12 protein-coding genes are annotated in these 12071 nt (G+C 54.0%); 6 read left to right on the top strand and 6 right to left on the bottom strand.

What is annotated here, in order from left to right; genetic code table 11:
• Window positions 1-5: 5 nt before the first annotated feature.
• Complete coding sequence (locus tag P0H77_RS12820; protein ID WP_176918866.1) at window positions 6-236, bottom strand: DNA polymerase III subunit theta; 231 nt, start codon at window positions 234-236, stop codon at window positions 6-8.
• Window positions 237-372: 136 nt separating this feature from the next.
• Here P0H77_RS12820 and yobA point away from each other — a divergent pair, with 136 nt between their 5' ends.
• The 3 genes from yobA to P0H77_RS12805 are packed head-to-tail and all read left to right on the top strand — an operon-like array spanning window position 373 to window position 1977.
• Window positions 373-747, top strand: a complete 375-nt coding sequence (gene yobA, locus P0H77_RS12815; protein ID WP_276157276.1) for a CopC domain-containing protein YobA — start codon at window positions 373-375, stop codon at window positions 745-747.
• 1 nt (window position 748) lies between these two features.
• Complete coding sequence (copD, locus tag P0H77_RS12810) at window positions 749-1618, top strand: copper homeostasis membrane protein CopD (protein ID WP_276157275.1); 870 nt, start codon at window positions 749-751, stop codon at window positions 1616-1618.
• A gap of 17 nt (window positions 1619-1635) precedes the next feature.
• A complete protein-coding gene (locus P0H77_RS12805; protein WP_276157274.1) occupies window positions 1636-1977 on the top strand; it encodes a YebY family protein in 342 nt (113 codons plus the stop codon).
• Between the two features lie 503 nt (window positions 1978-2480).
• Here the strand turns inward: P0H77_RS12805 and P0H77_RS12800 are convergent.
• The 5 genes from P0H77_RS12800 to yebS form a co-directional block, all read right to left on the bottom strand.
• Window positions 2481-2672: a YebW family protein gene (locus P0H77_RS12800; protein WP_194206616.1), complete on the bottom strand. Its 192-nt coding sequence runs from the start codon at window positions 2670-2672 to the stop codon at window positions 2481-2483.
• A 105-nt stretch (window positions 2673-2777) separates the two neighbouring features.
• Window positions 2778-3017, bottom strand: a complete 240-nt coding sequence (locus tag P0H77_RS12795; RefSeq protein ID WP_194206617.1) for a YebV family protein — start codon at window positions 3015-3017, stop codon at window positions 2778-2780.
• A gap of 115 nt (window positions 3018-3132) precedes the next feature.
• Window positions 3133-4569: a 16S rRNA (cytosine(1407)-C(5))-methyltransferase RsmF gene (gene rsmF, locus P0H77_RS12790; RefSeq protein ID WP_276157273.1), complete on the bottom strand. Its 1437-nt coding sequence runs from the start codon at window positions 4567-4569 to the stop codon at window positions 3133-3135.
• Window positions 4570-4645: 76 nt separating this feature from the next.
• A complete protein-coding gene (locus P0H77_RS12785) occupies window positions 4646-7279 on the bottom strand; it encodes a PqiB family protein (protein WP_276157272.1) in 2634 nt (877 codons plus the stop codon).
• Window positions 7248-8531, bottom strand: a complete 1284-nt coding sequence (yebS, locus tag P0H77_RS12780; protein ID WP_276157271.1) for a membrane integrity lipid transport subunit YebS — start codon at window positions 8529-8531, stop codon at window positions 7248-7250. Before yebS ends, P0H77_RS12785 begins: the two co-directional genes overlap by 32 nt.
• A 144-nt stretch (window positions 8532-8675) precedes the next feature.
• On the opposite strand from yebS, the gene P0H77_RS12775 reads away from it, so the two are divergent.
• The 3 genes from P0H77_RS12775 to prc all read left to right on the top strand — a co-directional run bounded on the left by P0H77_RS12775 (window position 8676) and on the right by prc (window position 12026).
• Window positions 8676-9173, top strand: coding sequence for a GAF domain-containing protein (locus P0H77_RS12775; protein WP_276157270.1), 498 nt, complete (start codon window positions 8676-8678; stop codon window positions 9171-9173).
• 98 nt (window positions 9174-9271) lie between these two features.
• Window positions 9272-9958 carry an RNA chaperone ProQ gene (proQ, locus tag P0H77_RS12770; protein WP_276157269.1) on the top strand — a complete coding sequence of 229 codons (687 nt, stop codon included), beginning with the start codon at window positions 9272-9274 and terminating at the stop codon, window positions 9956-9958.
• 19 nt (window positions 9959-9977) lie between these two features.
• Window positions 9978-12026, top strand: a complete 2049-nt coding sequence (gene prc / locus P0H77_RS12765; RefSeq protein WP_276157268.1) for a carboxy terminal-processing peptidase — start codon at window positions 9978-9980, stop codon at window positions 12024-12026.
• The last annotated feature ends 45 nt before the right edge of the window (window positions 12027-12071 follow it).

The raw sequence follows: 12071 nt of genomic DNA, 5'->3' as shown, positions 1-12071 counted from the left end.
CGCGCTTATTTTGCTTTGGGTTCCCAGGGCAAGCGAGACAAGTTAACGGACGCCAGACGATGGGCGATCAGCCGTTCGCGGAACCAGTCGCGCAAATGTTCAGGCTGCTCTCGCTCCACCACTTCGGCAACGATCGGCATATTGTACCGCTCTTTAAACGCCACGGAAGCGGCCGCCAGGTCGACGTTGATCTTATCCATTTCCTGCTGGGAAAGCTGGGCCAGATTGGTTTGCATCGGTCTCTCCTTTTTCAAACACGCAAAAGTTACTAAGACTGCCGCAGAATAACAAGCCTGCCGATGACTATTCTCGACTAAGGCATTATACAGCGTTATTCTTTGATGCAATTACATAACAAAAAGGAATGACATAATGGCCTTTACCGCCTCTTCTGTGCGTAACACCATGCTTATGCTGGCGATAGTATTGACGTCCCCGGCTGTTCTGGCTCATGCCCATCTTAAACACCAGTATCCGGCTGCCGATGCGGAAGTGGCCGCAGCACCGCAGGCGCTGACGCTTAATTTCTCTGAAGGCGTTGAAGCCAGCTTCAGCGGCGTAACCTTAACCGGACCGGCGCAGGCGGTTATCGACACCGGTAAAGCAAAGCGTAACGAAAAAGATCGCACCCAGCTGATTGTTCCGCTGAATCAGCCCCTCAAACCGGGTCAGTATACCGTTGACTGGCATGTCGTGTCTGTCGACGGGCATAAGACGCAGGGGCAATATCACTTTAGCGTGAAATAATATGCTGGAACTGGCGTGGGTCGGGCTGCGTTTTTTACACTTTACGGCGCTGATGTTAGCCTCTGGTGGGGTGTTTTTTTGCGCGTGGCTGGCTCCCGATGCGATTCGCCAGCGCCTTACCCGCCGTTTTCGTTTACCGCTACGCTTCCTGCTTGCGCTTAATGCGATAAGCGCGCTGCTGTTATTAATGGTGCAGGGCGGGATGATGGCTGGCGGCTGGCCGGATGTCTGGCGGCCCGACGTCTGGTGGGCGGTAATCGGTACCCGGTTTGGCAATATCTGGCTCTGGCAGATTGTGCTGAGCGGGTTAACGCTGGTGATTGCCATGCTCCGCCCCCGGCGCAAACTTGCTTTATTGTTGGTACTGCTCTGCGTCCAGTTAGTTCTTCAGGCAAGTACCGGCCACACGGCGATGCACAGCGGAATGACCGGAGTGCTGCACCGGGCAAATCAGGCGCTGCATTTATTGTGCGCCTCAGTCTGGCTCGGCGGGCTACCGCCTTTTATCTGGTGTCTGCGTCTGGCGAACGGGCGCTGGCGACAGCCCGCTATCTACACCATGATGCGCTTTTCGCGCTACGGGCATCTGGCGGTGGCGGGGATGCTGTTTACCGGTATTAATAACGCCTGGCTTGTGCAGGGCACGCTGCTAAGCGCGTCAGCCTATGGCCGTGCGCTGTTGTTGAAATGTGCGCTTGTGGCGTTGATGGTAGCTATTGCGCTGGTGAACCGTTATGTTCTGGTACCAAAAATGAAACGCGATAGTACGCGGGTACAGACGCTTTTTATTCGTATGACGCACGCTGAAATAGTCCTCGGCGCACTGGTGCTGGCTACCGTTAGCGTGTTCGCAACGTGGGAACCTTTCTGAATAACCTGGTGAAAACCATGAAAAAAATGATGATCTCTGCTGTTTTACTGGCAACGTCAGCCGCGGCGCTGGCTGCGCCCGGCCTGATTACCGTCAGCCGTTTCGATATTGGTAAGGATAAATGGGCGTTCGATCGCGAAGAAGTGATGCTGACGTGCCGACCCGGCAATGCGCTGGTTGTCATTAATCCTTCGACGCTGGTGCAATATCCGCTGAACGATGTCGCTGAACAGCAGATTAAAGACGGCAAGATGAGCGGGCAGCCGTTAAGCGTGATTCAAATTGACGACCCCAATCATCCGGGGCAAAAAATGAGTCTGGCCCCGTTTATTGAGCGAGCACAAAAACTCTGTCAGTAACGGGAAATATCTGGCTGATTCCCAATAAAAAAACCGCAGGCTTATCTTTATGAAAAGCTGCGGTTTTTTTCTTTTTTGACGCTAATGACAGAGGGTTTTTCTGGTCGTTTTTACAGCAGACTGGAAAACCTGGCACGGTCAACTATTCTTATAAGGCATGGCGACTAAGCCTGCATTAATGCCAACTTTTAGCGCACGGCTCTATCCCAAGAGCCATTTCCCTGGACCGAATACAGGAATCGTATTCGGTCTCTTTTTATCTGTTTAAATACGTTGGGCTTTTTTTAACATCCCTTTACATTCCCCGAAAATCGCCTGGATTTTCCGTACTCGCTGTAAACCATATCATACTCGGCCCTACGTGCGTCTACTCTTTTTCGGCACATTAGCCATTTTTTGTAGCCAGCAGGCGATGAGATTATCTGCTTGCATGACCATGCTGGACACGTCAGCTGAAAGGGCCAGTGAATGACCCGGAGTGAAAAGCAGTGAGAAAGAGAGGATTAAAAGTCGCTGTATTCCTGAGCGGGACGCCAGAAACCATCAATAAATTCTTCAACAGGATAGCATCCGCCATGACGCAGCCGCTGATCGTGCATGGCCACGATACATTGCTGTTCGGTATTGTAGACATCTACCACGATGTCATCACAGCCGCCATCCAGATAACAAATAAACAATACCAGTGCGTACATCCTGTCCTCAGGCCTGCAAAACATAAATTAAGTGTAGGGGATGAAACGATGCGGGGGAAAGATCAGAGAATAAATAACCCGCCTCATGGACGGGTTCATTATGGGTCAGGCAAGACGCATTACCCATGAATCGGTCTGTTGATCATAATGTTCGCGATAAAGAACGGAATGTTCCCCGTCAAGGATAGCCGGAACGCTGGTGTCCGCATCCCAGGCGTCAAGCTGCATACATAAATCCGGGTCAGAGCTGCAGGGGATCACTAACGTTCGCTCACCCTGGACATCCCCTTTCAGTTCAGCATCTTCAATCTCGAAGGCACCGATACGCACATTGGTTTTCGTCATATTGCTCTCCGTTGATCTGCTAAAAATGTGGTACGACCAGTTCTGTCGCCCACCTTTTAGCGTAGTCAACGGCACTAAAATAGCCAGTCAGAAGATGCTGAATCTTTGCGTGTCGTTATGATTGGCCCGCGAATAAGCGCCCGTCGCGCACCAGCTCGCGAGGGTAACTGTTTTTCAGGCGCGAACCGATTTTCTTCGCCAGTCCCAGCGGGAAACCCTGAAAAGTCACCAGCACATCGTCCGTGGACGGGGAGTGTTGCGGATAAATATCCCGGCCGCGATACCACTCTTCGGCTTCTGCGGCGGTGAGTTCAAAAGGCCATTTTTCACGGTCGGCGAGGGCAATTACCGCCTCATGCTGCCAGCGAAATCCTTTGTTGTGAGTTTCGGCAAGTTTAAGACCGATGCGTGAAAAACGGACCTGACCCAGCATGGATCCTACTTCGCCAGGGAACAGCCAGATCTCTTTATCGCGCTGCCACAGCGTGTGGCCGTTGTCCCAGTGAAGGCCGACGCTACTGGCGGCATTGACCACCAGCGCGGCCTCGCGGGTTTTCACAGGCGTAAAAGGAAATTTGCCCACTTTATACCCCGGGGCAGGCAGCGCCTCGATGGCGGCGGTTTTACGCAGACGGGCGACAAAGAAGCCTTCACAGTCAAAAATTTGCGGGAAGACATGCAGAAAACCTTCCGGGGTAAGCGCAGCTTCGGCCTGGGGGAAAAGATCGCCCAGCGGGGCAATCTCGACCGCCTGAGGAAAGCGGGACAGCAGCCACTGCACCACGTTTTCATTCTCCTGCGGGTTCAGGGTGCAGGTGGAGTAAACCAGCGTGCCGCCGGGACGCAGGGCGTGAAACGCGCTTTCTATCAGCTCGCGCTGGGTGGCAGCGATCCCGAGATTACTCTCCGTGGACCAGTTTTTTAACGCACCGGGATCTTTACGCACCACACCTTCACCGGAGCAGGGCGCATCCAGCAGGATGGCATCAAAGGCTTCCGGCAGGGCGGCCCCGAAGACCCGTCCGTCAAAATGAGTCAACGCGACATTACTGATGCCGCAGCGGCTGATATTGGCATGCAGCACTTTCACCCGGCTGGCGGAAAACTCGTTAGCCAGAATAACGCCCTGATTGCCCATTCTGGCCGCGATCTGCGTAGTTTTAGATCCCGGCGCGGCAGCAACATCCATGACGCGCTGCGGTGCTGCGCCATCGGCAAAAAGGGCCGCGACGGGCAGCATTGAACTGGCTTCCTGAATGTAAAACAGCCCGCTCAGATGCTCTGCCGTGCTGCCAAGAGGCAATGCGTCTTGATCCTCACGTTCGATCCAGAAGCCTTCTGCGCACCAGGGAACCGGCGTCAGTTGCCAGCCGTACGGCGCAACCAGCGTCAGAAAATCCGCCACTGAAATTTTGAGCGTGTTTACCCGGATACTGCGACGTAAAGGGCGCTGGCAGGCGGCAATAAAATCATCGAATGACAGATGCGCAGGCATAATCGCCCGCATTTGCGTCAGAAATTCATCAGGAAAGAAGACAGAATGGGTAGACACGGCGCACACCAGAGAAAAAAACGGGTGCGCAGTGTACCACATTTGCTCCGGCGCAGGTACGCCGGAGCAGAAAGGGTTAACGCGGCAGGGCGGTTCCCCACTGACGCCACTCTTTCGGTTCGCTTTCCTGCAGCAGGAAGTGTTTACCTTCCTGCGCTTTTGGCGACAGCGGCGTGCCCGGTGGCGTCGCAAACGCAATGCCACCACGAATAAACTGGTTAAACGTGCCGGTTTTCACCATGCCGCCGGTAATGCCGAAGTCCAGCGTGTAGCCGGAGGCCAGCCAGAAGACCGAGTTATTACGCACCAGATGCTGATAACGTTTACTGATGCGCATATTGATCATAATGCGGTCTGAAAGCGAGCCGAGCGTCATGCCGGTCACTGTACCGACTTCGATACCCCGGAACAGCACCGGCGTCCCAATATTCAGCGAACCCGCTTCCGGCGCTTCCACCACCAGACTCAGACCGTCGAGATAGCGTGAATCGGTGATGGTCGCTTCCTGAAGTTCAAACTCGCGGCGGACATTGCCCTGACCCGGCTCAACGTTAATGTAGGGCTGCAGCAGGGTATCCAGATGTTCCACTCCTCCGGCGGAAATCTGCGGCGTTATCACCGAGAAGCGGGTGCCTGCTCTGGCAAAGGTCTGCATATATTCCGGATAGAGCACCGCTTTGGCCTGCACCTCATTGCGCGAGGTGATGAGATTGAGCGTCTGGACCTGGCCGATATCGATCCCCAGATAGCGAATCGGCATCCCGGCCGCCAGCTTACCGGCATCGAACGCATGCAGCGTGATTTGCCCACCCACCGCGCGCGCTTCCGTCTCTGACGCGTAGAGGATGCGCTTATCGCCTTTACGTAAACCACCGCCCGCGCCGTTCAGATTATCAAAGCTGATCGCCCCTTTGATGGCGCGAGAGAGTGGCGATGCCTGTACCGTCAGGCCGCTGCCGTTAAGCTGTACTTTAGCGCCGCCTTCGGCCCAGAAGACGCTGTCTTTAGTCAGCAGATTTTGATACTCCGGCTTCACGTGAAGTTCAATATCAAAGGCGTTGGCGCGCGGACGTACGGTGATCACTTCGCCGACCTCAAACTTACGATACAGCACCACCGAACCCGGCTGGACGTCAGGTAAGGTACTGGCGGTCAGCGTCAGGGTAGTGGTGGGTAAATCGCTCAGGCTATTTTCCAGCGCTTTTTCCAGATTCGCATACAGCGGATAGCTGGATTTCATTTCGCCTTTATTGCCCGGCAGAATGCGAACACCGCCGCTGACCCATTCGCTGGCGCTGGCACCCAGAAACTCAACGCCGTCCAGACCGACTTTGACATCAACGCGGCTGTTAACCACGAATTTACTGTCGCCGTGGACTAAATCGCGGTATTGCGGATCGACCGCGACGGCAAACGACACGCCTTTATTGGACAGCTTGCGTTCAAGCACCTGACCGATTTGTACACCGTGAAGGATCAGCGGCTGACCGATATCAATACCGTAACTTTCCGGCGCGGTTAGCGTCAGCGTCAGTACGTTAGGTTCTTGCAAGAGCGTTTTATTCGCCGGGAGCACCACGAAGTGATCGCGCGGTTTTCCTTCACCTGGCACCAGCTCAAACGTGCTGCCGGTGAGCAGAGAACTGACGCTGGCATTATCCAGCGACAGCTTCGGACTGCGCAGTTCAATGCGGGTGTTCTCCCGCAGCAGATTGACCACGCTCGGATCCACCGTCATTTCACCGCTGACGGCACCGCCGGGATCAAGTTTAATTTTACTCAGCTCGCCGACTTCCAGCCCCTGATACATCAGGCGAGTGGAGCCCGCTTTCAGGCCGCTTCCGCTGGGCAAGTCGAGCTTGACCAGCACGCCGCGCTGGCTGTGCGCCAGGTCTTCATACAGACCAAACTCATCGTCCTGCGTGGCCGGTTTCGACCCTTCAGGGGAGTCGAAGGCAATCGCCCCGTTGACCAGCGCCGCCAGGCTTTCAAGCTGAATGTTTGCGCCGTTAAAATCCACATCTGCTTTAACGCCCGACACGTTCCAGAAACGGCTGCCTTTTTTCACCAGATTAGTGAAGCGGCGTTCAATCAGCACATCCACGGTCACGCCTTCTTTATTGGTATTAATGGCGTAATCGTAGACCCGGCCCACCGGAATTTTACGGAAATAGACCAGTGAACCGCTGTTCAGAGAACCCAGATCCGGGGCGTGCAGATGGATCATCAGCTCGCCGTTATTCAGGCGATATTTAGGCTGGGTATCCAGCGCGGTAAAGTGGTCTTCCGGTTCACCTTTACCGGGCATCATGCCGATATAGTTACCCCCGACCAGCGCATCAAGCCCCGAGACGCCCGCCAGAGACGCTTTCGGCGTGATCAGCCAGAACTGCGTTTCGCTACGCAGCGCGTCTTTCATATCGCTTTTGATGCTGGCTTTGACTTCAATCTTTTTCAGATCGTCACTCAGGCGGATCTCCTGTACCGTACCGATTTCCACCCCCTGATAACGCACAGGCGTGCGCCCCGGCACAATGCCGTCAGCAGACATAAAATCGATGGTGATCGTCGTGCCACGATCCTCATACGTGTTCCAGATTAACCAGCCAGCAATCAGTAATGCGATCACCGGCAGCAGCCAGAATGGCGAAATGCGCCGTTTTGTTTTAATTCGCGCTTCAGTCGTCGAAGCGGGCGTTTCCTGACTCATGTGCATCCCAAAGTAAGCGGCTGTCCAGCCATTCAACAGCAAGAATAGTCAAAATTACCGCTGCGCCGAAATAAAACGCAGCTGGCCCCATGGTAAACGCAAGTAACTGGTCGCGGTTAATAAGCGACATCGTCAGCGAAATAACAAATAAATCCAGCATCGACCACCGGCCGATCCAAATCACCATGCGCAGGAGATTGATGCGCAACCTCAGCCCGTGCGCCCATTTAAAATGGATGCTAACCAGCAGAGTGAACAGCACAATGACCTTGGTAAAGGGCACCAGAATACTGGCAACAAACACCACGGCCGCCACGGCGATATTACTGCTCGCCAGTGAAAGGATGCCTGAAAAAATCGTATCCTCCTGACGCCCGCCGTTAAGATAAATCACGGAGATAGGCAGCAGGTTAGCAGGCAGTAAAAAGATTAGCGAGGCGATTAACGCGGCCCAGCATTTTTGCAGGCTGTGACGGCGGCGCAGGCGTAGCGGTATGTGACAGCGCGGGCAGCGGCCACGCTCATCCGGCAGGCCGGTAAAATGGCATCCCAGGCACACGCGCAGATTTTCATGGGCGCGGGTAGCCGGGCGGGTGGGATAAAATCGCTCCCAGAGCTGCTCGATGTTGAGGTGAATCAGCGTCAAAATGCTCAGCAGCATCAGCGAAATAAACGCCAACAGACCGATACCCGGTTGCAGAAAGGCATAGTCCTGAACTTTTATTGCCGCCACGCCGATACCCACCAGATAGATATCCAGCATTACCCACTCTTTGAGTTTATCCAGCATCAGCAGTACCGGGCGCAGATTCATACCCAGTACATTGCCCAGCCACAGATAAGCAATTGCGCAGACCAGTACCAACGGCGCGGCGACGGTGCAAAACAAGACCATCGCCGCCGTGATGGGATCGCCCAACTCTTTCATCTGCCAGATCCCCTGAAACACGTTGGCATCAATACGAATGCCCAGCAGATAGACTCGTAATAGCGGTTCACTCCAGGCAAAGGGCATGAGCAGCAGCATGGTAATCGCCATTGCCCCCAGGCGGGTAAGTGACCAGTCGCGACCGTCGCGGATCTTCGCTTCACACTGCGGGCAGTATGCGCTCTGGTGTGATTTCATCACCGGCAACATAAAAAGCGTATCGCATTGCGGACAACGTTGATAATGTGCGCGGGGCAGCGGATCGCTAACCGAATGTACGATAATTTTTTTTGTCGGTGTAATCGTGTTTGCTTTAAGTGCCATTTAGTGAGAACAGGAATGAATATATAACACTATCTTAACTCATGAATGGGATTCACCTTGAGCATAAACGCATTTAATGCTTATTTTATAGGGCAAAGAGTCGGGCAAAGAACCGACGTCCGGATGAATACAGATGGTTGGATAATGAACAAAACAGAATTTTACGCGGATCTGAACCGTGATTTAAAGGCATTAATGGCAGGTGAAACCAGTTTTCTGGCGATTCTTTCCAATACCAGCGCGCTGCTTTTTGAGCGTCTGGAAGGGGTTAACTGGGCAGGATTTTACCTGCTGGAAGGCGACACGCTGGTGTTAGGGCCTTTCCAGGGTAAAATTGCCTGTGTGCGTATCCCGGTGGGACGGGGCGTTTGCGGCACCGCCGTTGCTGAAAACCGCATCCAGCGGGTTGAAGATGTCCATGCCTTTGCTGGCCATATCGCTTGCGATTCCGCCAGCAATGCTGAAATCGTCCTGCCGTTGACGGTAGAAAATCATATTATTGGCGTTCTGGATATCGACAGCACGGTCTTCTCGCGCTTTACAACCGAGGACGAGCAGGGGCTGAGCGAACTGGTCGGGCATCTTGAGAAGCTGCTTGCTGCCAGCGATTATCAAAAATTCTTTGCCCTCAAAGCAGGATAATCAACGGATAACGTAGCAATTACCGATAGCGTCATTATAATGACGCCTGTTCATGCCTGCGGGCTTGTTGGCTACGTCCGTTGTAATCAGGAAATTTCATGGAAAATCAACCTAAGTTGAATAGTAGTAAAGAAGTTATCGCTTTTCTGGCCCAACGTTTTCCTCAGTGCTTCAGTGCTGAAGGGGAAGCGCGTCCGCTTAAAATCGGCATTTTTCAGGATCTGGTCGCCCGCGTTGAAGGTGAAATGAGCCTCAGCAAGACCCAGCTCCGTTCTGCCCTGCGTCTGTACACTTCCAGCTGGCGCTATCTGTACGGTATTAAAGCTGGCGCAACGCGTGTCGATCTCGACGGTAACGCCTGTGGCGAACTGGACGAACAGCACGTGCTTCACGCTCGTCAACAGCTGGAAGAGGCCAAAGCACGCGTGCAGGCCCAGCGTGCTGAGCAGCAGGCAAAAAAACGTGAAGCCGCAGGTGAAGGCCAGCAGGCTACTGATGCACCGCGTCGCGAGCGTAAGCCACGTCCTCAGGTGCGTCGTAAAGAAGAGGGTGAACGCAAACCTCGCGCCGCCAAACCGACGCCTAAAGCGCAGCCTGTGGCTCGTGAAGAAAAACTCACTCCAGTTTCAGATCTGTCTACGTTGTCCGTAGGTCAGTCCCTGAAGGTGAAGGCAGGGAATAACGCCATGGATGCCACCATCCTGGAAATCACCAAAGATGGCGTTCGAGTACAGCTGACGTCTGGTATGTCAATGATTGTACGCGCAGAACACCTGGTGTTCTGAAACGGAGGCCAGGCCTGGCATGAACACATTTTTTAAGCTCACTGCAATTGCAGGCATGTTTTTAGCGGCAGGCCATGCTTTTGCAGTGGACGAGATCACCCGTGCCGATCAAATTCCGGTTCTTAAGGAAGACGTTCAGCACTCTACGGTAAGCGAGCGCGTTACCTCGCGCTTTACGCGCTCGCATTACCGCCAGTTCGATCTGGATAAGGCCTTTTCCGCCAAAATCTTCGATCGCTATCTGAACCTGCTCGATTACAGCCACAACGTTCTGCTCGCCAGCGATGTAGAAAAGTTTGCCGATAAAAAAACGACCCTCGGCGACGAGCTGCGTTCCGGCAAGCTGGACGTGTTCTACGCGCTGTACAATCTTGGGCAACAGCGACGTTTCGAACGTTACCAGTACGCATTAAAAGTGCTGGAACGTCCGATGGATTTCACCGGCAACGACACGTTTAACCTCGATCGTAGTAAATCCCCGTGGCCGAAAGATGAAGCCGAACTGAACGCCCTGTGGGATGGTAAGGTTAAGTATGACGAGCTGAGCCTGAAGCTGACCGGTAAGAACGACAAAGAGATCCGCGAGACGCTGAACCGTCGTTATAAATTCGCGATCCGTCGTCTGGCGCAGTCCAACAGCGAAGATGTCTTCTCACTGGCGATGACCGCGTTTGCCCATGAGATTGACCCGCACACCAACTATTTGTCGCCGCGGAATACCGAGCAGTTCAATACCGAAATGAGCCTGTCGCTCGAAGGGATTGGTGCGGTATTGCAGATGGATGATGATTACACGGTGATCAATTCGATGGTTGCGGGCGGTCCGGCGGCGAAAAGTAAAGCCATCGCTGTCGGCGATCGCATTGTCGGCGTAGGTCAGGTTGGACAGAGCATGGTCGATGTTATCGGCTGGCGCCTGGATGACGTAGTGGCGCTGATCAAAGGGCCGAAAGGCAGTAAGGTTCGCCTCGAAGTATTGCCTGCCGGTAAAGGCACGAAAACGCGCATTGTCACCCTGACCCGTGAACGTATCCGTCTCGAAGACCGTGCGGTCAAAATGTCGGTGAAAAACGTCGGTAAAGAGAAAGTCGGCGTGCTGGATATTCCGGGCTTCTATGTCGGCCTGACGGATGACGTTAAGGTTCAACTGCAAAAGCTGGAAAAACAGAACGTCAGCAGCGTGATCATCGATCTGCGTACTAACGGCGGCGGGGCGCTGACCGAAGCGGTATCGCTTTCCGGTTTGTTCATCCCGTCTGGTCCGGTAGTGCAGGTGCGTGACAACAACGGTAAGGTGCGCGAAGACAGCGATACCGACGGCGTGGTGTATTACAAAGGCCCGCTGGTAGTGCTGGTCGATCGCTTCAGCGCCTCGGCGTCTGAAATCTTCGCCGCCGCGATGCAGGACTATGGCCGTGCGCTGATTGTTGGCGAGCCCACTTTTGGCAAAGGCACCGTTCAACAGTACCGCTCTCTGAACCGTATTTACGATCAGATGCTGCGTCCTGAATGGCCGGCGCTGGGTTCCGTGCAGTACACCATCCAGAAGTTCTATCGCGTGAACGGCGGTAGTACGCAACGTAAAGGCGTCACGCCGGATATTCTCATGCCGACCGGCACGGAAGAGACGGAAACCGGTGAGAAGTTCGAAGATAATGCGCTGCCGTGGGACAGTATCAACGCAGCAACTTTCGTCAAGTCAGGCGACCTGACGCCGTTTGGTCCTGAATTGCTGAAAGATCACAACGCGCGTATCGCTGAAGATCACGAGTTCCAGTACATCATCAAGGACATCGCGCGTTTCAATGCGCTGAAGGATAAGCGGAACACGGTTTCTCTGAATTACGCCCAGCGTGAAAAAGAGAATGCCGAAGATGATGCCACGCGTCTGGCGCGGATTAACGACCGCTTCAAACGCGAAGGTAAGCCGCTGCTGAAAAAACTCGACGATCTGCCGAAGGATTATCAGGAGCCGGATCCGTATCTTGATGAGACGGTGCATATCGCGCTCGATCTCGCCCATCTGGAAAAAGAGCAGCCTGCGGCCCAACCCGCGAAAAGCAAATAACGATAAGCACCGAACGATTTACGTTCGGTGCTTTCTTTTGGCCAT

The organism is Superficieibacter sp. HKU1 (assembly GCF_029319185.1).
In the GTDB taxonomy this organism is placed as follows: Bacteria; Pseudomonadota; Gammaproteobacteria; order Enterobacterales; family Enterobacteriaceae; genus Superficieibacter.
Note: the sequence above shows the minus strand (reverse complement) of the source record. Positions and strands in the feature narration are given on the sequence as shown.